Raw genomic sequence first — 20,469 nt, forward strand, 5'->3', positions numbered from 1 at the left:
TGGGTCGAAGCGGGCGGAGCCCTTTACACGGCCAGTTCGGGATCGCCGAGGCGCGAACAGGCCGCGAAGTGGCCAGGTCCGACACTGACGTCGCGCGCTTCGGTGATGGCGCAGGCCTCGATGGCGTGCGGGCAACGGGTGCGGAAGACGCAGCCGGAAGGCGGATTGACCGGGCTGGGAATATCGCCCTTGAGCAGGATACGCGAACGCGGCGCACGCGGATCGGGCACCGGCGCGGCCGACAGCAGGGCGCGGGTGTAGGGATGGCGCGGCCGCGCGTAGACCTCGCGGGTGGGGCCGCGTTCCATCACGCGGCCCAGGTACATCACCACCACTTCGTCGCAAAGATAGTCGACCACCGCCAGGTCGTGGGCCACGAACAGCATGGTCAGGCCCAGGTCGCGTTGCAGGTCCTGCAGCAGGTTCAGCACCTGCGCCTGCACCGACACGTCCAGCGCCGACACCGGTTCGTCCGCCACGATGAAGTCCGGCTCCACCGCCAGGGCGCGGGCGATGCCGATGCGCTGGCGCTGGCCGCCGGAGAACTCGTGCGGATAGCGGCGGCGGTGATCGGCGTTCAACCCGACGCGCTCGAGCAGTTCGCCGATGCGGGCCGCGCGGCGGTGCTGGGCCAGCTCATGGGTGTCGAGCGCCTCGCCCAGGATCTCGGCCACGGTCATGCGCGGGTTGAGGCTGGCGTAGGGGTCCTGGAACACGATCTGCATGCGGCGGCGCCACGGCAGCATCTCTTTTTCAGACAGGCGGGTGAGGTCGTGGCCGTCGAACACCAGGCGGCCGGCGGTGGGCGCGAACAGGCGCAGCAGGGCGCGCCCGGTGGTGGTTTTGCCCGAGCCGGACTCGCCCACCAGGCCGACGATGGTGTTGCGCGGCACGTCGAAGCTGACGCCGTCGACCGCTCGCACCACCGGCGCGTTGCGCGCCTGCGAGGTGGGGAAGTGGACCTTCAGGTCCTCGATGCGCACCAGGGGTTCGGCGGCGCGCGCGGGTTGGGGGCTTGCGGTCATAGCGGGGTCACCTTGATGCAGCGGGCGTGGTGCCGGTCCTGCACCGCCACCAGTTCGGGCACGTCGCGGCGGCAGTTGTCGTCGGCCAGCGCGCAGCGCGGCGCGAAGGTACAGCCGGCGGGCAGCGACAGCACGCTCGGCACGTTGCCGGGAATGGCGCGCAGGCGCTCGCCGGCGGCCAGCAGCGCGGCGGTCGGCAGGCAGGACAGCAGGCCGCGCGTGTACGGATGGGTGGGCTTTTCGAACAGGTCGTAGACGCCGGCGTCCTCGACCACGCGGCCGGCATACATCACGGCCACGCGATGCGCGATCTCGGCCACCACGCCCAGGTTGTGGGTGATGAACAGGATGCTCATGTTCATCTCGGCCTGCAGCCGGCGCAGCAGGTCCAGGATCTGCGCCTGTACCGTCACGTCCAGCGCCGTGGTGGGTTCGTCGGCGATCAGCACGGCCGGGTTGCAGGCCAGCGCCAGGGCGATCATGACGCGCTGGCGCATGCCGCCGGACATCTGGTGCGGGTATTCGTTGACGCGCCGGTCGGCCGCCGGGATCTCGACCCGGTCGAGCATGTCGCGGGCGCGCTTCATGGCCGCCGCGCGCGAGCCGCCCTCGTGCTGCAGCACGGCCTCGGCGATCTGGTCGCCCACCGTGTACAGCGGGTTCAGGCTGGTCATGGGCTCCTGAAAGATCATGGCGATCTCGGCGCCGCGGATGCGGCGCAGCGTGGCCGGCGAGGCATGGGCCAGGTCGTGTTCCTGCCCGCGGCGGTCGCGAAAGCGGATCTGGCCCGCTTCGATGCGGCCGGCCGGCTTGGGCAGCAGGCCCATGATGGACAGGCTGGTGACGGATTTGCCCGAACCGGATTCGCCGACGATGGCCAGCGTTTCGCCGCGCGCCAGGTCGAAGGTGACGCCGTCCACCGATTTGGCGATGCCGTCGCGGCTGTGGAACCAGGTCTTCAGGCCTTCCACCGACAGCACGATGTCACGGGTGCTTGCGGTCATGATTACAGCTCCTTGCGCAGGCGCGGATCGAGCACGTCGCGCAGGCCGTCGCCGACCAGTTGCAGCGACAGCACCGAGAGGACGATGGCGATGCCGGGGAAGATCATGATCCAGTCGGCCGAGCCCATGTACTGCTGGCCGGCGTTGATCATGGTGCCCCAGGTGGGAATGTCGGGCGAGACACCCACGCCCAGGAACGACAGGCCGGCTTCGGCCAGGATCGCGTAGGCGAAGATGAAGGTGCCTTGCACCAGGATCGGCGACAGCAGGTTGCGCAGCACGTGCACGGTGACGATGCGCCAGGTCGATACGCCCAGCGCGCGGGCGGCTTCGACGAACGGCAGCTCGCGGATCACCAGGGTCGAGGCGCGCACGATGCGGGCCAGACGCGGCGTATAGACAATGCCCAGCGCGATCACCACGTTCACCAGCGACGGCCCCAGCGCCGCCACCAGCGAGATCGCCAGCAGGATGTCGGGAAAGGCCATCATGGCGTCGATCAGGCGCGAGACGAACTTGTCGGCCGAGCGGAAGAAGCCGGCGATCAGCCCCAACGCGATGCCCAGCACGCTGGACAGGATCACCACCGAGAAGCCCACCATCAGCGACAGCCGGCCGCCGTAGATGACGCGGCTGAACACGTCGCGGCCGAAATCATCGGTGCCGAACCAGTGCGCGGCGCCGGGCGCCTTGAGCCGGTTCATGATGGAGAGCTTGAACGGGTCATAGGGGCTGAGCCACGGCGCCAGCAGCGCCGCGGCCACCAGCACGACCAGCACGATCAGGCTGACCAGCACGGTCTTGCGCGCCACCAGCAGGCGCAGCACCTGCCAGCGGTCCGTGCCGGCGTCAACTGTAGTCGGATTAGTCATTTCGGTCGTTTCGTTCGCAACACTTCCAAGCGGGGCCACCGCGGAGCCGGCTTTGCCGGGCCGCCGGTGGCGTCCCCTTGAGGGGGAGGCGCCGAAGGCGCGTCGGGGGTGGGTTCATCATCAATAGCGTACGCGCGGATCGACCAGCAGATACAACAGGTCGATGAACAGGTTGATGAGCACGTAGATGGCCGCGATGATCAGCAGCGCACCCTGGATGACGGGGTAGTCGCGGCGCAGCACCGCCGACACCACCAGGCTGCCCACGCCGGGCAGGCCGAACACGGTCTCGGTGACCACGGCGCCGCTGATCAGCAGGGCGGTGGTCAGGCCCAGCACCGTCAGGATCGGGATCAGCGCGTTGCGCACGGCATGCTTGAGGATCACGCGGCTTTCCGGCAGGCCTTTGGCCCGGGCGGTGCGCACGTAGTCGTCGCGCAGCACGTCCAGCATGCTGGCGCGGATGAAGCGGGTGATCAGCGCCGAATTCACCAGTCCCAGCACCACCGCCGGCAGCACCAGGTGCGATACCCGCGTGGCGAACGAGGCATCCGGGCCGCCATAGCCCGACACCGGCAGCCAGCCCAGCTTGACCGAGAACACCTGCATCAGCAGCAGCCCGAGCCAGAAGCTCGGCACGCTGGAGGTGAACATGGAAAACGACAACACCGACTGGTCCAGCGTGGTGCCGCGCTTGACCGCCGACAGGATGCCCACCGGCAGCGCAATCAGCGTCGCGATGCACAGCGACATCAGCGTCAGCAGCAGGGTCGGTTCGGCGCGGTCGGCCAGGGCCGACAGCACCGGCTTGTTCATGAAGATGGACTGGCCCAGGTCGCCCTGCGCCAGCTTGCCCAGCCATGAGAGGTACTGCACGGGCAGGGGCCGGTCCAGACCCAACTGGTGTTCCAGCGCGGCGATGTCGGCCTGGCTGGCCTGGGGACCGAGCATCACGGCGGCGGGATTGCCGGGCGTGACGCGGATGATGACGAACACGATGGTCGCGACGATGAACATCACGGCCACCAGCCCGACCAGCCGGTTCAAGAGATAACGCAACACAGTGGCATCCTAGGATGGGCGCGCCAGTGCCGGCGCGGTGGTTCGGGCGGGGCGGGCCCGAGGCGGCCCGGCCCCGCGCCCCGGCTTACTTCGGCGTTTTCCAGGCGTTCCAGAAGAACGGCCACGGCGCCGGCTTGACGCCTTGCAGCGACGGCGAACGGGCGGCCTGGGCGTTGAAGTCGCCGACCTTCACGAACGGCACTTCGTCATACACGGCCTGCTGCACGTCAGCCCAGCGCTTGACGCGTTCTTCCTGCGTGCGGGCCTGGTTGAAGGCGTCCATCACTTGCGCGCGGCGCGGCGTGTCCCACCAGCCCGGCGCATCCTTGGACGGAAAGTCGATCAACGCGGGCTCGGGCAGGAACACGCTGTGGGTGATGAAGATGTCCCACACGGCCGGGTCCTGGCGACGCTGCGTCAGCGTGGCCCAGTCCACCACCTGCATGTCGACGGTGAAGCCGGCGGCCTTGAGGTATTCCGCCGCCACCAGCGCCATCTTGTAATGGAATTCGTATTGCTGGCTGGTCAGGATGCGCACCTTCTTGTCGGCCACGTTGGCGCTGTCGAGCAGTTTCCTGGCCGCCGCGGCATCCCCCTTGTTGTAGACCTTGCCGCCCAGCGACGTGGCCCACGGATAGCCTTCCGGATAGAGGTCGCCATTGAGCTTGTAGAAGTCCTTGTTGCCGAAGGCGGCGTACAGCATGTCTTCTTCGTTCAGGGCCAGTTGCACCGCCTGGCGCACCGCCAGGTTGGACATGATGCCCTGCTTGGTGTTGAGCACCAGGCGCGGCCAGCCGAACGGCTTGAGCATGATCGGGTCGGAGCGGCCGCCCTTGAGCTTGTCCAGCGCTTCCACCGGCAGCGAATCGACGTAGTCGAACTGGCCCGCGGCGGCGGCTTCGGACCGGGTGTTGGCGTTGGCCACCGGCACGAAACGGATCTCGTCCAGGTATTGCTTGCGTGCGCCGCCGTAGCCGTCGGGCTCGCCTGCGCGCTGCTTGTAGCCTTCGAAGCGGGTCAGCTGGATGTACTGGTCCGGCACGCGCGCCTTGAGCTGGTAGGGGCCGGTGCCGACGATCTCGGTCAGGACCGGGGCGATCTTGCCCTTGGGCATGATCACGGCGGCGGCATTGTTCATGGCCAGCAGTGCGGTCAATGGCGCGTAGGGCTGCTTGAGGGTGATGCGGATGGTGTTGGCGTCGGGCGCTTCGATGCTGGCGATGACCTTGGCGGCCATCTTGCCGCGCGTGGCGGTCTCGGTCCAGCGCTTGAGCGAGGCCTGCACGTCCGACGAATCCATCTTGGAACCGTCATGGAAGGTGATGCCCTGGCGCAGGGCGATGGTGTAGACCAGGCCGTCCGGCGTCACCTCGGGCATCTTGTCGGCCAGCAGCGGCGTCAGGTTCCACTTGGCGTCGAAGGTGTACAGCGTTTCGAAGAAGTGCTGCGTCAGGATACCGACCAGATCGGCGGTGCTGCTCATCGGATCGAGGGTGGGCGGCTCGCCGATGGTGGCCACCGAAATCGTGCCTCCCTTGACCGGCGTGGCACAGAGGGCGGGGGACGACAATGCGGTCAAGCCAATCGCGCCGGCCACGAGCAGGCTTTTCAGCCCGCCGCCTTGCCGGGAGGTACGGAAGTTCATGATTCTCTCTCCAGAGGGTCAAAAACAGGGTGTCGCGTGATTCGGTGAATGCGGGTAAGGCGCCGGAGGCCCGAGTACTTTCTTGCCCCCCCGGGCGTGAGGCTTGTCGGTATTGCAACGGACCGCGCGGCAGGCCGCGCCGCCGGAATCAGAAGAAGGTGTCGGCCACGTCGATGACGCGGTACTGCTCGTCCACCAGCAGGACCTGGCGCCACTTGTCGAACGTCAGGCAGGGGTGGGAGATGTCGAAGGCGATCATGTCGCCGACCTGGATGTCGTCGGCGTCGCCGATCTGCATGAAGGCGTGCTGGTCCATCATGGCGGTCAGCTTCCAGTGCGCCGGCGCGGTGCCGGGCGCGCGTTGCCCGGGGCGGAAATGCAGCGACGGCACCGGCAGGCCGGCGTCGAAGGCGGCATCGCGTTTGCCCAGGGCCACGATGGCGCGGCCGGATTCGGGCAGCGACTGCACATAAGCCCAGACCTGCAGGGCCGGCTGCAGGCCCGGTTCCATGTCGTGGGCCACCGGATTGTGGGCGTTGATGCGTTCGGCCGCGGTGCGGTACACGCCGACGTCGTGCGACAGGTAGCAGCCCGGGCGCAGCACGATTTCCAGCGGCGCGCCGATGTCCAGTTGCGAGAATTCCTCGGCCACCACGTCGAACCAGGCCGAACCGGCGCCGGAGATCAGGGCGGGGCCGTTCTTGCGCAGGCGGCCGGCCGTCGCCAGGCGGCGCAGCGCGTCGGTGGCGCGGCGCAGGAAGGCGCGGATCGCGCTTTCCTCCTGCAGCACGCCTTCGTAGACCTCGATGCCTGCCAGCGCCAGGCTGGGCCAGCGGCCGATTTCCTCGACCACGGCCTGCAATTGCGCGTCGTCGCGCACCCCGGTGCGGCCGCCGGCCGGGCCCAGTTCGATCAGTACCGGCAGCACCAGGCCCTGCTCGCCGAAGTAGCGGCCCAACTGGGCGGCATTGGCGGCCGAGTCGACGATACAGAAATAGGTGAACGCCGGGTCGCGCAGCAACGTGGCGATCAGCGCCATGTTGGCGCGGCCGACCAACTGGTTGGCCATCAGCACCCGGCGGATGCCGTGGTGGTAGGCCGCCACCACCTGCGGCGCGGTCGCCAGGGTGATGCCCCAGGCGCCGTTGTCGATCTGGCGCTGGAACAGCGCCGGGCTCATGGTGGTCTTGCCGTGCGGCGCCAGCTTGACGCGGTAGGCTTCCATGAAACGCTGCATCCATTGCAGGTTGTGGCGCACACGCGCCTCGTACAGCACGGCCGCCGGCAGGCTGACGTCCTCGGTCAGCAGATTCCAGTTCAGCGCGGCCACGTCGGCGTTGGTATAGGCGGCGGGAAAGGCGCCCAGGCCTTTGCCGTTGGCATCCAGGAGGGCTGCGGTGGTCGAGGAGTGGGGCATGGCGGCGGTTCGTTTTTGGAAAATATTTACGGTAAATCCGTTTTTTTTAATTATCCTGAAAGAAATTTACAAGCGGGAGTTGGGAGTTACCCGTAGTCGCTGCCGGCCGCGGGTTGGCGCGACAATAGGAAACCGCGCGGCGCAGCCCGTCCGTCGCCCCACACACAAGGAAGATTCATGCTGAAAGTTGCTTTGGGCCAGTTCGCCGTCAGTCGCGTCTGGGAAGAAAACGCCCAGGTCTGTGTCGACCTCATGGCGCGCGCCAGCGCGGGGGGCGCGGGCCTGCTGGTGTTGCCCGAGGGCATCCTGGCGCGCGACATCACCGATCCCCAGATCGTGCTGAAGGCCGCGCAGCCGCTGGACGGCCCTTTCATGACGAGTCTGCTCGAGGCCAGCCGGGGCTCGTCGCTGGCCACCATGATGTGCGTGCACGTGCCGGCCGGCGACGGCCGGGTCTGGAACACCCTGGTCACGTTGCAGGATGGCCGCATTGTGTCCCAGTACCGCAAACTGCACCTGTACGACGCCTTCACCATGAAGGAATCGACCAACGTCACGCCCGGCAACGACATCCCGCCGCTACTGGAGATCGGTGGCCTGAAGGTCGGCCTGATGACCTGCTACGACGTGCGTTTCCCCGAGCTGGCCCGGCGCCTGGCGCTGGACGGGGCCGATCTGCTGGCGTTGCCGGCGGCCTGGGTGCGTGGCCCGTTGAAGGAAAGGCACTGGGAAGTGCTGGTGACGGCGCGCGCGCTGGAAAACACGTGCTACGTCGCCGCCACCGGCGAGTGCGGCGAACGCAATATCGGTTGCAGCATGGTGGTCGATCCGTTGGGCGTGGTCACGGCGCAGGCCGGCGAGGCGCCGGCGCTGGTGTTCGCCGACATCGACCCCGAGCGCCTGGCGCATGCCCGCAAGGTGCTGCCGGTGCTGGCCAACCGCCGTTTTTCCAGGCCGGAACTGGCCTGAGGGGCGGGTTGCGCCCCGGCCCGCCGGGCGGGGCACGGACGCCCGTTGCCAGCCGGGGCTGCGGGCGCGAAGGGCGGCCGGACATGTTGTAATACTGGCTTGATTTCCTCGCCGTCTTCCCTCATCTGCTGCCAATGAGCAATGATCTCTTCGCGGCCGATCCCGCCCATCGGCCTTACGTGCCCCTGGCCGAGCGCCTGCGTCCGCGCACGCTGGCCGACGTGGTCGGCCAGTCGCACCTGCTGGGGCCGGACAAGCCGCTGCGCGTGGCGTTCGAGTCGGGCCGCCCGCATTCCATGATCTTCTGGGGGCCGCCGGGCGTGGGCAAGACCACGCTGGCGCGCCTCATGGCCGACGGCTTCGATGCCCAGTTCATCGCTATTTCCGCCGTCCTGGGCGGCGTCAAGGACATCCGCGATGCCGTCACCGTGGCGCAGGTGGCGCAGGGCCAGGGCCGCCGCACCATCCTGTTCGTCGACGAGGTGCATCGCTTCAACAAGGCGCAGCAGGACGCCTTCCTGCCCTACGTCGAAAGCGGGCTGTTCACCTTCATCGGCGCCACCACCGAGAACCCGTCGTTCGAGGTCAATTCGGCGCTATTGTCGCGCGCCCGGGTCTACGTGCTGCAATCGCTCACGCCCGAGGAACTGCAGCAACTGGTCGACCGCGCCATCGCGGCGTTCAACGACGGCCACGAAGAGGGCGCACGCATCCACATCGACGCCGACGCGCGCGAACAACTGGCGGCCTGGGCCGATGGCGACGCGCGCCGCCTGATCAGCGCGGTCGAGGTGGTGGCCGAATCGGCCCAGGCCGCCGGCCGCGATACCGTGGACGCGGCCTGGCTCGAGATCTCGCTGTCGCAGAACCTGCGGCGTTTCGACAAGGGCGGCGACGCCTTCTACGACCAGATCAGCGCGTTGCACAAGTCGGTTCGCGGCTCCAACCCGGACGCTGCCCTGTACTGGTTCTGCCGCATGATCGACGGCGGCGCCGATCCCAAGTACCTGTCGCGCCGGCTGGTGCGCATGGCGGTCGAGGACATCGGCCTGGCCGACCCCCGCGCCACCGACCTGGCGGTCAACGGCGCCGACATCTACGAGCGGCTCGGTTCGCCCGAGGGCGAGCTGGCGCTGGCCCAGGCAGTGGTCTACATGGCCTGCGCGGCCAAGTCCAACGCCGTCTACAACGCCTACAACCAGGCGCGAAAGTTCGCCGCCGAACACGGCAGCGCGCCCGTGCCCATCCACTTGCGCAACGCGCCCACCAAGTTGATGAAGCAACTGGGGCACGGCAAGGCCTACCGCTATGCCCACGATGAGCCGCATGGCTACGCCGCGGACGAGCAATATTTCCCCGATGGACTCAAGCCTTCCTTCTACCGGCCGACCGATCGCGGCCTGGAGGCTAAAATCCAGCAGAAGCTGGCATTCCTGCGCGAGCTGGACGCGCAGGAACGTGCCAAGAAACGGTAACGGGCGCCGCCCGTTGCTCCCCGCAATCTCACCGATATCACCATGCTAGACCCGATACTGCTGCGCAAAGACCTGCAAACCGTCGTCGACCGCCTCAAAAGCCGTGGCGTGTCCTTCGACACGGAACGGTTCAACGAGCTGGAGTCTCGCCGCAAGGCGGTCCAGACCGAAACCGAATCCCTGCAAGCCCGCCGCAACGCGCTGGCCAAGCAGATCGGTCAACTCAAGGCCAAGGGCGAGGACGCCAGCGCCGTCATGGCCGAATCGCAGGCCGTGCCCGAGCGCCTGAAGCAACTGGAAGAAGAGCTGGCCGCCCTGCAGCAGCCGCTCAACGAACTGCTGATGTCGGTGCCGAATCTGCCGCACGCCAGCGTGCCGCTGGGCGAATCCGCCGACGACAACGTCGAAGTGCGCCGCTGGCTGCCCGCCGCGGCCGGCGCCGACGGCAACCCGCCGCCGCTGCCGTTCGAGGCCCGCGACCACGTCGCCTTGGGCGAACCGCTGGGCCTGGATTTCGACACGGCCGCCAAGCTGTCGGGCGCGCGCTTCTCGTTCATGCGCGGCCCCATTGCCCGCCTGCACCGCGCGCTGGCGCAGTTCATGCTGGACCTGCAGACCGGCACGCATGGTTACACCGAGTGCTACACCCCGTATATCGTCAATGCCTCGACGCTCTACGGCACCGGCCAATTGCCCAAGTTCAAGGACGACATGTTCGCCGTCTCCAAGGGCGGCGGCGATGACGATCCCAAGCTCGACGAGCACGGCAAGCCGTTCGTGCGCGAAGACCAGTACCTGATCTCCACCTCGGAAATCACGCTGACCAGCGTGGCCCGCGACACCATCCAGGCCGCCGCCGACCTGCCGCTCAAGCTCACCGCGCACACGCCGTGCTTCCGTTCCGAAGCCGGCAGCGGCGGGCGCGATACGCGCGGCATGATTCGCCAGCATCAGTTCGACAAGGTCGAAATGGTGCAGATCACGCAGCCCGACCAATCCTACGAGGCCCTGGAAGACATGGTCGGCCACGCCGAGCGCGTGCTGCAGTTGCTGCAGCTGCCGTACCGCGTGGTGTTGCTGTGCACCGGCGACATGGGCTTTGGCTCGGCCAAGACCTACGATCTGGAGGTCTGGCTGCCGGCGCAGAACACCTGGCGTGAGATCTCGTCGGTGTCCAACTGCGAAACCTTCCAGGCCCGCCGCATGCAGGCGCGTTTCCGTAACGCCCAGGGCAAGCCGGAATACGTGCACACGCTGAACGGTTCCGGCCTGGCCGTGGGCCGCGCGCTGGTGGCCGTACTGGAAAACCATCAGCAGGCCGATGGCAGCATCCTGGTGCCCGAAGCGCTGCGCCCCTACATGGGCGGCCTGACGGTCTTGAAACCCTGACGCCTGGCGGCGTTCGGCAATGAAAAACGGAGCCCGCGGGCTCCGTTTTTCATACATCGTCCGGTCCGGGCACGCTGCTTGCTGATCGCGCAAGTCCGCCATACGGCGGATGGGGCGGCACGCCCGGCTTATTTATGATCGAGACATAATTCTGTCGTCTGCCCGCATTATCTTGACGACGTGAGTGCTTGATTTTGATGTGAGCAATTGTGTATTTTCAATAAAAGGGCCGGATAGTTCGGCACAATACGCCTGCGTTCTACACGCTTCATTCACTTATATAACAAGGAGTTGTCCATGACTTCAAGAATGATTGGAGATTTTCGTGTGAGATGCTCTGTGGCTCAGGACGATGAACAGGGCTTCCGCGTGCAAATATGGACCCGCCGGGTTGGCGGAACCGCACCGGAAAAATGCTGGACCGTGCCCGGACAGGCGCCGTTCACCAGCTTGCATGAAGCGGAACAGGAAAGCCGTCAATTGTTTGAAGAAATAAATGGTGTTCGTTTCAATGGTGAACCGGAGTTTGCGCATGCGTCCGCATAATGGTTGGTGGCGGGCGTCGAGTGCTCCCCGTCGCTGGATTGATCTGGTCCAGGAATCGTCGCGTTGGGCTGCGGGTAAACCCGTCCCGGCGCCGCAGCAGCCGCCCGCCGTTGCGACGGAAAAATCCGTCCAGGGCCCCGCGGCCTGATTCGTTTTCAACGGGGTACCGGAACTTGCCCCGCAGAAAAAAAAGGCCACTCCCAGGAGTGGCCTTCTTTTTTTCGAGGGGTAGTGGCGCCGGCGCGGCTCAGCGGTGCCAGCCGCCACGGCCGTGGTGGTAACCGCGGTCCGGACCGCGCCAGTGGCCACGATTGCCCCAATATCCGCCGCCGCGGATATATACCGGCGCCGGATACACCACCGGAGGCGCCACGTAGACGGGAGCCGGGCGGTAGTAGACCGGGGGCGGGGGCGCGTAGACCGGGGCCGGCGCCACATAGACGGGCGCGGGCGCCGCATAGACCGGCGCCGGGTACACCACGCCGGGCAGGCCGATGGAGATACCGACATCCACCCGGGCCAGCGCGACGCTGGAGAGCAGCAGACCCGCGACACCCGCTCCTGCGATGAGCCATTTTTTCATTTTGCACCTGCCTGCCGCGTGACGCGGCCAAGTTGAGTATTCGTTGACGCTATTTTCGGTCTTTTCGGCAGGGCAGGCGTAAGCGGGGGCCGTCCAATAGCGACAATCCGCAACGGTCGCGCAGCCGGGCGTCGATACCATGCTGCGGCGCCGCAACCTGAATTCCACCCTGGCGTCCCCCATACTGAAATCGACTGAAATAGGGTGCGATGGCATGGCGCGGGGACGCAGGGTTACAGCTCGTCACCATCACGCCGCCCGATTTCTCTGTCAGCCATACCGGTACGCCTGCGCCAGGCGCGAGGCTGGGACGGCCATGGCCGCCCCGTTTACCTAAGTCTCGTCCGGCTGCTGGCAGCGGAATTCGACCACCCATACCCAGGGGTTGGCGGCCCACGCATGCGCGCCGTAGCGTTCGCACCAGGTCAAGGCAAACGCGGTCTGCAAGGGCACGCCGGGCAGCAGCGCGGAGGCATGGTAGAGCGCCTGCGTGCCCTCGGCGCGGGCATCGGCCTCGGACAGCTTCTGCAGCCGCTGGATGCGCACCCCGACGATGACCGCCGTGGCGAAAGGCTGGCCGTTTTCATCCTCAAGCACGATGCTTTCACCCGATTTTCCGTATGGGCAACTGATCCAGGGGGAGGTTTTGCGCAATTCACCGGCGCCGTCCTGGGCCGGCCCCATGGCCACCCATTTGCCGGAATCGGCCGCGTCGGCGTACCAGGCGGTGGTCGGCTTGGTGGGTTGAGGCTTGACGATACGCCGCGTCTGCACTTTTCGGCCATCCAGGATGGCTTGCTTGAGCGGCTCGCTGAATTGGAGTGCTTGCCTTTTCATGGCGGTGTTATTCCCCTCACGTTCGACCCTTGCATCCCTATGGTGTTGCGGCCGGGTCGACGCGTGCCAACATGTGGCGGGCTACTGGAAGCTCCCAAGAAACAGTATGACGTGTGACTCCCGTCATGTCAGGCTAAGGGTTACCAGTGTGTCTTTTTGAATACGGCGCGGCGTTGTTTGTATACTCGGAACATGAATACTGACCTGCACGATCTCAAGCCCGGCTACTACTGGTACACCATGGCCAATGACCCGCTGGCCGTCATCCATATCCACGACGACGGCGGCGCCACCTTGATGGGCACCGACTATCGCCTGAGCGCCGAAGGCGTGGCGGACATGATCCGCCAAGGCGAGCGTTTCTTCTGGATCGAACCGCCCCAGCAAGCCTGATCTGGCGCTGCCGGGGCCCGAGACGCCGCCGGCCCGCGCCCGAGGAAGCCCATGACCGACCTGTTGTTGAACAACGTTCGCCTGCCAGACGGCGAGGTGGCCGACGTGCTGATCTCCCGTGGCCGCATCGAGCGCATCGGTCCTGGCCTGGGCGCGCCCGCCGGCGTGGCGCGCGAGGCGGGTGATGGGGCGCTGCTGCTGCCCGGCCTGGTGGAAGGGCATACCCATCTTGACAAAACCACCTGGGATTCCCCTTGGTACGTGAACCAGGTGGGTCCGGCGCTGACCGACCGGATCAATAACGAGCGCGCCTGGCGCGCCGCCAGCGGCCATGACGCAGCCGCGCATTCACGCGCGCTGGCGCTGGCTTTCCTGCGTGAAGGCACGACGCGCATCCGCAGCCATGTCGATATCGATACCGAGGCTGGCCTGCGCCATCTCGAAGGCGTGCACCGCACGCGCGAGGCCCTGGCTGGCCTGGTCGAGATTCAGACGGTGGCGTTCCCGCAGTCGGGCCTGCTGGTGCGGCCGGGCACCGCCGCGCTGCTGGACCAGGCGTTGGCGCAGGGCGCGGATGTGCTGGGCGGGCTCGATCCCTGTGCCATCGACCGCGACCCGGCGCAATCGCTGGACCTGCTGTTCGGCCTGGCCGACAAGCACGGCAAACCCATCGATATCCATCTGCACGAACCGGGCGAGCTGGGCGCGTTTTCACTCGACCTGATCCTGGATCGGGTCCAGGCCTTGGGCATGCGCGGCCGTGTCGTCGTCAGCCACGCCTTCTGCCTGGGCGGCGTGGATGCCAAACGGCTGGATGGGCTGCTTCAGCGCCTGGCCGCGCTGGACGTGGCGCTGCTGACCACCGCGCCGCCGTCGCGGCCGGTGCCGCCGTTGCGGGCCTGTCGCGAGGCCGGCGTGACGCTGTTCGGCGGCAACGATGGCATCCGCGACACCTGGACCCCGTACGGCAGTCCCGACATGCTGGCGCGCGCCATGATGATCGGCTTGCGCAATGACTTGCGGCGTGATGACGAGATCGGCTGGGTCTTCGACTGCGTCACGACCGCCGCGGCCCGTGCCTGTGGTTTCGCGGATTATGGGCTGGCGCCCGGTGCCCGCGCCGATCTGGTGCTGGTGGCGGCCAGCGGCGTGGCCGAGGCCGTGGCGCAGCGCGCGCCGCGCCGCCTGGTGATCTCCGGCGGCACGCGGGTGGCGCGCGAGGGCCGTCTGCTGGGCAACCTGGCCGAGCCTGCGGCGCCGGGGGCGTCAGCGGAACGGCCGGCGTAGCCGGGACCGACGGCGTCGCCATCGCTGGCGCCGCCGTCAGCGCGCCGCGGTGTCGCTTTCCGCCAGCGCCACGAACACCCGCATCAACTCCGAGCGCACGCCCGAGCGCGGCCAGATCGCGCCCACCGTGCGCACCGGGCATGGCGCCGGCAGCGGCCAGCGCTTGACCGGCGCCGAGACCCCGGTGGTGGCCCAGTCAGGCAGCAGCGCAACCCCCAGCCCTTCCGAGACCAGCTTGGCGATCGAGTCGATGCCGTCCAGCTCGAAGCGCACTTGCGGCCGCAGGTCACGGGCGCGCAGGTAATCATCGGCCATGCGGCCGCCCACCACGCTGCGGTCGTAGCGGATGTAGGGTTCGCGCCTGATCACCGCCAACGGGTCGCGCACGATCATGTCTGCCGGGGTCACCAGGACCAGCGGCTCGCGCCGCAGATCGCGCCAGACACAGGATTTGGGAATCGCGAACAGCGGATGCACCAGCAGCGCGCCGTCCAGTTCTCCCGCCAGCACCTTGCCGTAGAGCAGGGTGGTGGGCGCCGGCTCGATATAGATCTCGATGTGGGGATGGCGCGCCGCCCACGCGCGCAGCACCGGCGGCATGATGCCGGTCAGCGCGGTGGGCGTGGCGCCCAGGCGCAGCGGGCCGGCGGGCAGGTCGGACTCGGTGGCGGCCGAGCGCAGATCGCGCAGGTCGCGCAGCAGGTTGCGGGCCCGTTCCAGGATGCGGGTGCCGGCGGCGGTAGGCTTGACCGTGCGGCCCGAGCGGGCGATCAGCGCGCTGCCCATGTCCGCCTCCAGCGCGCGCAGCCGCTGCTGCACGGTCGCCGGCGTCAATCCCTGGTGGCGCGCGGCCTGCGCGATGGAGCCCAGTTCCACCACATGCACATAGGTCTGCAGAAATCTCGAATCCATGTCGCGACACTCAAAAGATGTTTTTTACATATTCTAAATATGGTTAAGCATAATTGTTTGTTTCTTTAGGGCCAGCAAGAATGCGTCTGAGCGTTGCGCCGGCGCAAGGCGCGCCGGCAGCGCAACGCGCACTATTCCCGTTATCAGGAGCCAGCCGTGCCCATCATTGAATCCATCGACGTTTGCGCCGCCGCGGTGCCCTTGGACAAGGTCACTTCGTTTTCGAACCGTACCGTCTCCACCCGCCACTACGGACTGGTGAAGGTCCGCAGCGCCGACGGCGTCGAAGGTATCGGTTTCTGCTACGTCGGCAGCGCCGGTGGCGCGATTTTTGAGGCGGCGGTGCAGAGCCTGCTGGCGCCGGTGCTGCTGGGCAAGGACTCGCACGCGGTCGAGGGACTGTGGCAGGCCATGTACCAGGAAGCCCTGCTGCAGGGACGCCAGGGCACGGTGATGCGCGCGCTCAGTGCGCTGGACATTGCGCTTTGGGACCTGAATGCCAAGACCGCCGGCCTGCCTTTGCACAAGTTCCTCGGCGCGGTCGAGCTGGAGTCGGTGCCGGCCTATGCCAGCGGCGGCTACTACCTGGACGGCAAGACGCCGCAGCACCTGGGCGAGGAAATGGCCAGCTATGTCGCCAAGGGCTTTTCCGCCGTCAAGATGAAGACCGGCCGCCTCTCGCCGCGTGAGGAGGAGGCGCGGCTGAAGGCGGCGCGCGAGGCCGTCGGGCCGGACGTCGAGCTGATGATGGACTGCAACAACGCCTGGCAGGACGTCACCCAGGCCATGCAGTACATCCGCCGCTTCGAACAGTACGAACCGTACTTCATCGAGGAGCCGTTCGGTCCTGACGACATCGACAGCCATGCCAAGCTGGCGCGCCTGACGCATTTGCCCATCGCCACCGCCGAGATCGGCTATGGCCGCTGGTATCACAAGGAATTGCTCGACAAGGGGGCGGCCGGCATCCTGCAGACCGACGCCGCGGTATGTGGCGGCATCACCGAGTGGAAGCGCATCGCCGCCACCGCCGCCAGCCATGGCGTGGTGGTGTGCCCGCACTGGTTCCACGACGTGCATGCGCCACTGGTGGCCGCGACCCCCAATGCGCGTTACGTCGAGTTTTTCTGGGACGACCAGGTGCTGAATTTCCGTAGGCTGGTGGACCGCCAGTTGACTCATAAGCAGGGCCGCGTGGTGTTGCACAAAGAGCCGGGTCTGGGATTCGGTTTCGATGAACGCATGGTCGAGCGCTACGGCAGGTGGACCCGCCTCGGCCGCTGACAGGAGATCCTTCATGAGCAAACGTGCCGCTGACCGGCCCCAAGGCGTCTATTCCCCGGTCCTCACCCCCTTCAATGCGGACCTGTCGCCGAGCGTGCCGCGCTTCGTGGCGCATTGCCGCGCCCTGCTGGAACAGGGGGCCGGCCTGGCGATCTTTGGGACCAATTCCGAGGCGAATTCGCTCAGCGTGGCGGAAAAGCGCCAATTGCTGGACGCCTTGCTCGATGCCGGCCTGCCTGCCGCGCGCATGATGCCGGGCACTGGCGCCTGCGCGTTACCGGATGCGGTGGCGCTGACCCGCCATGCCGTCAGCGCCGGCTGCGGCGGCGTGCTCATGCTGCCGCCCTTCTACTACAAGGGGGTCAGCGACGAAGGCCTGTTCCGCGCCTATGCCCACGTGATCGAGCAGGTCGCCGACGAGCGTCTGCGCATCTACCTGTATCACATCCCGCCGGTGTCGGGCGTGCCCATCAGCCTGGGCCTGATCGAGCGGCTGCTGGGTGCGTTTCCGGGCATCATCGCCGGCATCAAGGACAGTTCCGGCGACTGGGACAACACCGCGGCCATGCTGCGCGACTTCCAGCCGCGCGGCTTCGACGTGTTTGCCGGCACCGAGACGGTGCTGCTGGAGACGATGCGGGCGGGCGGCGCGGGCTGCATCACCGCCACCGGCAACGTCAACGCCGCGCCCATCGTCGCCTTGTACCGTTCCTGGCACGAGGCCGGCGCCGAGCAACGGCAGCGGGCCCTGAACGAAACCCGCGCCATCTTTCAGTCGTATCCGATGATTCCGGCCATGAAGGCCACGCTGGCACAGCGGCAGGGCGATCCGGTCTGGGCCACGGTGCGGCCGCCGCTGGTGGAGCTGGGCGCCGCCCAGGCGGCGCAACTGGCCCAGCGGCTGGTGGTACCCGCGGCCTGAGCCGCATTGCAGGACCCCGCGCCGTGGGCCGGCCGCCAACCGGCGGCTGGACGGCGGACGCGGCAGGCTCAACAACAGTCACCGGGCACGAACCCGGTGCGCGAGGAGACAGATATGCAACGCAGGGATTTCATTGCCGGCGCCGCGGCGCTAGGGGCCGCGCTCGTCCTGCCATCGGCCCGGGCGCAGGATCTGCCGGCGGGGCCGGTCAAGATCGTGGTCGGCTTTCCGGCGGGGGGCGGCACGGATGTGCTGGCGCGCCTGCTGGGACAGAAGCTGGGTCTGCTATGGAACATGCCGGTCATCATCGAGAATCGCGCCGGCGCGGCCGGCATCATCGCCGCCGAGCAGGTGGCGCGCCAGCCGGGTGACGGCAACACCCTGCTGATGGCCCACATCAACAGCCACGGCATCGCGCCGGGCCTGCATCCCAAACTGGCTTACTCGGCAGAACGCGATTTCTCGCCCATCGCGCTGGTGGGCAAGACGCCGACGCTGCTGATCGGCGGCGCGGCGCAGCCGGCCAAGAGCCTTCCCGAGCTGGTGGCGCTGTGCCGCGCGCAGCCGGGCAAGATCATCTTCGGGTCGGCCGGCAGCGGCTCGGCGCAACACCTGGCGCTGGAAATCTTCAAGGCGCGCGCCGGCATCGATGTGCTGCACGTACCCTACAAGGGCTCGGCGCCGCTGATGAACGATCTGCTGGGCGGCCATGTACAGTACTGCTTCGAGGGCATGACCACGGCCACCCCCCTGATCCGGGCCGGCAAGGTGCTGGCGCTGGCGCAGACGCTGCGGCAGCGCTCCCCCAGTCATCCCGGCGTGCCGACGGTGGCCGAGCAGGGCTATCCGGGCTTCGAGGCCAGCATCTGGTTCGGCATGGTCGGCCCGGCCAACATGCCGGCCGACATGGTCGCGCGCATGAATCGGGACATCGACCGGGTGCTGGCCATGGCCGATGTGCAGGAAAAGCTGGCCCAGGTGGGCGCCGAAGACGGCGGCGGCAGCGCGCAGCGTTTCGCCGACTTCATGCGCGATGAGCAGCGCAAGTATGCCAAGACCATCCAGGACGCCGGCATCGTCGCGCAAGGGTGACGGCTCACCGCCAGGACGGGGCCATCACCCCGCGCCTTGCCGGTGGGGCCGCGCAAAGAAAAAGGCCAATCCCGAGGGATTGGCCTTTTTTGAATACTGGCGGAGAGGGTGGGATTCGAACCCACGGTACGGGGATACCGTACGCCTGATTTCGAGTCAGGTACATTCGACCACTCTGCCACCTCTCCGTGGCTGGATTCCGTAACGGCGAAATTCCTGGTCAAGCACCGGCAGGTTCTGGCCTGTCGAGGTTTTTCCGGGTTTCCCGCAATCAGATCCCTGGTCGGAAGAATCTGCGTTGTCGGAGCAGCGAAGCCCGCAATTCTACAGCAAAAAAAAGTTTTGTGTAAAGCCCTTCGATATCGAACGCTTCAGCGGGTTTCATCTGCTTCCCAGGCAAGTCATCCTTGCTCAGAATCGGATTGTTCCGATCCGCCCGTTCCGCGCCGATGAACCTGATCCTGATCCTGTTGCTGGCCGCCGTGCTGTGCGTGCCGCTGACCCAGCGGCTGGGCCTGGGTGCCATTCCGGGCTACCTGCTGGCCGGCGTGCTGGTGGGGCCCTCGGGCCTGAAGCTGGTGACGGACGTTCCCGACATGGTCAATGTGTCGCAGTGGGGCGTGGTGATGATGTTGTTCATCATCGGCCTGGAGTTGGCGCCCAAGCGCCTGTGGGCGATGCGCCACGAGGTGTTCACGCTGGGGGCCGCGCAGATGCTGGCTTGCGGCCTGCTGCTGGGCGTGGTGTTCGGGGCCGCCTTGCGTCACATGGCGGGCATGGCGTGGCAGGCGGCGGTGTTGTGCGGCCTGTCGCTGGCGCTGTCATCGACGGCGGTCGCCTTGCGGCTGCTGGAGGAACGCGGCCTGACGCGCACGCCGATGGGGCGCTCGGCGCTGGGGGTGCTGCTGTTCCAGGATATGGCGGCGATCCCGATGCTGGTGGCGGCGGGCCTGCTGGGATCGGGCGGCACCTCGGCCCCCTCTTTCAAAGAGGCATTGATCGCGGTGGCGGTGGTGGCCGCGGCCTATCGGCTGCGTCTGCTGGGCTGGGCCGCCAAGGCCAAGTTGAAGGAACTGTTCACCGCGGCGGCATTGCTGCTGGTCGTGGGCACGGCGCAGTTGTTCGATTACGCGGGCCTGTCGGCTGGCCTGGGCGGTTTCCTGGTCGGCGTGTTGATGGCCGAATCGCGCTATCGCCATGAACTGGAAAACGCGATCGAGCCCTTCAAGGGCCTGTTGCTCGGCCTGTTCTTCGTGGCCATCGGCATGTCCATGAACCTGCACGTGGTGGCGGAACACTGGAAGTTCATCGGCGCGGGGGTGGCCGCGCTGCTGGCGGTCAAGGCGCTCGTGCTGTACGGTTTTGCGCGCCTGCTGGGCTTGCCGCGCTATCACCGGCTGTTGTTCGCCATGGTGCTGGCGCAGGGGGGCGAATTCAGCTTCGCGATCTTCAACGAAGCCTGGGATAACCACTTGGTGGATCTTGGGCAGCGCGATGTGCTGGCCGTGGTGGTGGCGGTGTCGATGGGGGTGGTGCCGATCCTGATCAAGCTGCTCGAACGTATTCCGGAACGCCTGGGGGGCATGGCGGACTTGCCGACCGATCCGCGTGCCGCGCGCGCGGACCCGGATTCGTCCGATTCCACCTTGCCGGAGGCGCCCATTTCCCGCGTCGGCCCGCCGCCGCCGCCGCCCCGCGCTTGACCCCGCAGGGCGTGGGGGCATGGCATGATGGGCGTCTTGCCGGGCGGCTACA

The 20,469-nt window shown here is 67.2% G+C and carries 19 protein-coding genes and 1 tRNA gene; 10 read left to right on the top strand and 10 right to left on the bottom strand.

The features are described 5' to 3' along the window. Positions 1-23: 23 nt before the first annotated feature. The 6 genes from HV701_RS01195 to HV701_RS01220 all read right to left on the bottom strand — a co-directional run bounded on the left by HV701_RS01195 (position 24) and on the right by HV701_RS01220 (position 7,025). Positions 24-1,025 carry an ABC transporter ATP-binding protein gene (locus HV701_RS01195; RefSeq protein WP_175131318.1) on the bottom strand — a complete coding sequence of 334 codons (1,002 nt, stop codon included), beginning with the start codon at positions 1,023-1,025 and terminating at the stop codon, positions 24-26. Beyond that, entirely contained in the window at positions 1,022-2,029 is a 1,008-nt protein-coding gene (locus HV701_RS01200; protein ID WP_175131319.1) for an ABC transporter ATP-binding protein, read from the bottom strand. Before HV701_RS01200 ends, HV701_RS01195 begins: the two co-directional genes overlap by 4 nt. A gap of 2 nt (positions 2,030-2,031) precedes the next feature. After that, entirely contained in the window at positions 2,032-2,901 is an 870-nt protein-coding gene (locus HV701_RS01205; RefSeq protein ID WP_175131320.1) for an ABC transporter permease, read from the bottom strand. Positions 2,902-3,021: 120 nt separating this feature from the next. Further along, the gene (locus tag HV701_RS01210) at positions 3,022-3,963 is read right to left on the bottom strand and encodes an ABC transporter permease (RefSeq protein ID WP_175131321.1); all 942 of its coding nucleotides are present in this window, start codon (positions 3,961-3,963) and stop codon (positions 3,022-3,024) included. A gap of 85 nt (positions 3,964-4,048) precedes the next feature. Further along, positions 4,049-5,608 (bottom strand): ABC transporter substrate-binding protein, encoded by a 1,560-nt coding sequence (locus tag HV701_RS01215; RefSeq protein WP_175131322.1) that lies wholly within the window; start codon positions 5,606-5,608, stop codon positions 4,049-4,051. A 148-nt stretch (positions 5,609-5,756) separates the two neighbouring features. Further along, positions 5,757-7,025, bottom strand: a complete 1,269-nt coding sequence (locus HV701_RS01220; protein WP_175131323.1) for an amino acid deaminase — start codon at positions 7,023-7,025, stop codon at positions 5,757-5,759. A gap of 177 nt (positions 7,026-7,202) precedes the next feature. On the opposite strand from HV701_RS01220, the gene HV701_RS01225 reads away from it, so the two are divergent. The 4 genes from HV701_RS01225 (at position 7,203) to HV701_RS01240 (ending at position 11,404) form a co-directional block, all read left to right on the top strand. Further along, positions 7,203-7,994: a deaminated glutathione amidase gene (locus tag HV701_RS01225; protein WP_175131324.1), complete on the top strand. Its 792-nt coding sequence runs from the start codon at positions 7,203-7,205 to the stop codon at positions 7,992-7,994. Positions 7,995-8,128: 134 nt separating this feature from the next. Next, a complete protein-coding gene (locus tag HV701_RS01230; protein ID WP_026382308.1) occupies positions 8,129-9,469 on the top strand; it encodes a replication-associated recombination protein A in 1,341 nt (446 codons plus the stop codon). Between the two features lie 42 nt (positions 9,470-9,511). After that, complete coding sequence (serS, locus tag HV701_RS01235) at positions 9,512-10,858, top strand: serine--tRNA ligase (RefSeq protein ID WP_175131325.1); 1,347 nt, start codon at positions 9,512-9,514, stop codon at positions 10,856-10,858. A 297-nt stretch (positions 10,859-11,155) separates the two neighbouring features. Beyond that, positions 11,156-11,404, top strand: coding sequence for a hypothetical protein (locus HV701_RS01240; RefSeq protein ID WP_175131326.1), 249 nt, complete (start codon positions 11,156-11,158; stop codon positions 11,402-11,404). Between the two features lie 247 nt (positions 11,405-11,651). Here the strand turns inward: HV701_RS01240 and HV701_RS01245 are convergent, their stop codons facing one another. Continuing rightward, positions 11,652-11,987: a virulence factor gene (locus HV701_RS01245; RefSeq protein WP_175131327.1), complete on the bottom strand. Its 336-nt coding sequence runs from the start codon at positions 11,985-11,987 to the stop codon at positions 11,652-11,654. 333 nt (positions 11,988-12,320) lie between these two features. After that, a complete protein-coding gene (locus tag HV701_RS01250) occupies positions 12,321-12,824 on the bottom strand; it encodes an ASCH domain-containing protein (RefSeq protein WP_175131328.1) in 504 nt (167 codons plus the stop codon). A gap of 192 nt (positions 12,825-13,016) precedes the next feature. Here HV701_RS01250 and HV701_RS01255 point away from each other — a divergent pair, with 192 nt between their 5' ends. Together HV701_RS01255 and HV701_RS01260 are read left to right on the top strand one after the other, a co-directional pair. Then, positions 13,017-13,217, top strand: coding sequence for a hypothetical protein (locus HV701_RS01255; protein WP_175131103.1), 201 nt, complete (start codon positions 13,017-13,019; stop codon positions 13,215-13,217). Between the two features lie 51 nt (positions 13,218-13,268). Beyond that, on the top strand, positions 13,269-14,504 hold the full coding sequence (locus HV701_RS01260) for an amidohydrolase family protein (protein ID WP_175131329.1): 1,236 nt from the start codon (positions 13,269-13,271) through the stop codon (positions 14,502-14,504). Positions 14,505-14,540: 36 nt separating this feature from the next. Here the strand turns inward: HV701_RS01260 and HV701_RS01265 are convergent, their stop codons facing one another. After that, entirely contained in the window at positions 14,541-15,416 is an 876-nt protein-coding gene (locus tag HV701_RS01265) for a LysR family transcriptional regulator (RefSeq protein WP_175131330.1), read from the bottom strand. A gap of 156 nt (positions 15,417-15,572) precedes the next feature. Between HV701_RS01265 and HV701_RS01270 the strand changes: the two genes are divergently transcribed. The 3 genes from HV701_RS01270 (at position 15,573) to HV701_RS01280 (ending at position 18,714) form a co-directional block, all read left to right on the top strand. Next, positions 15,573-16,700 carry a mandelate racemase/muconate lactonizing enzyme family protein gene (locus tag HV701_RS01270; protein WP_175131331.1) on the top strand — a complete coding sequence of 376 codons (1,128 nt, stop codon included), beginning with the start codon at positions 15,573-15,575 and terminating at the stop codon, positions 16,698-16,700. A gap of 13 nt (positions 16,701-16,713) precedes the next feature. Beyond that, positions 16,714-17,622 carry a dihydrodipicolinate synthase family protein gene (locus HV701_RS01275; RefSeq protein ID WP_175131332.1) on the top strand — a complete coding sequence of 303 codons (909 nt, stop codon included), beginning with the start codon at positions 16,714-16,716 and terminating at the stop codon, positions 17,620-17,622. 114 nt (positions 17,623-17,736) lie between these two features. Then, entirely contained in the window at positions 17,737-18,714 is a 978-nt protein-coding gene (locus tag HV701_RS01280; RefSeq protein WP_175131333.1) for a Bug family tripartite tricarboxylate transporter substrate binding protein, read from the top strand. 97 nt (positions 18,715-18,811) lie between these two features. Here the strand turns inward: HV701_RS01280 and HV701_RS01285 are convergent. Next, positions 18,812-18,902, bottom strand: a tRNA-Ser gene (locus HV701_RS01285). Between the two features lie 261 nt (positions 18,903-19,163). Here HV701_RS01285 and HV701_RS01290 point away from each other — a divergent pair. After that, positions 19,164-20,417 carry a cation:proton antiporter domain-containing protein gene (locus HV701_RS01290; protein WP_175131403.1) on the top strand — a complete coding sequence of 418 codons (1,254 nt, stop codon included), beginning with the start codon at positions 19,164-19,166 and terminating at the stop codon, positions 20,415-20,417. Positions 20,418-20,469 lie beyond the last annotated feature (52 nt).

Origin of the sequence: Achromobacter pulmonis (assembly GCF_902859765.1) — a bacterium.
Classification (GTDB): Bacteria; Pseudomonadota; Gammaproteobacteria; order Burkholderiales; family Burkholderiaceae_B; genus Achromobacter; species Achromobacter pulmonis.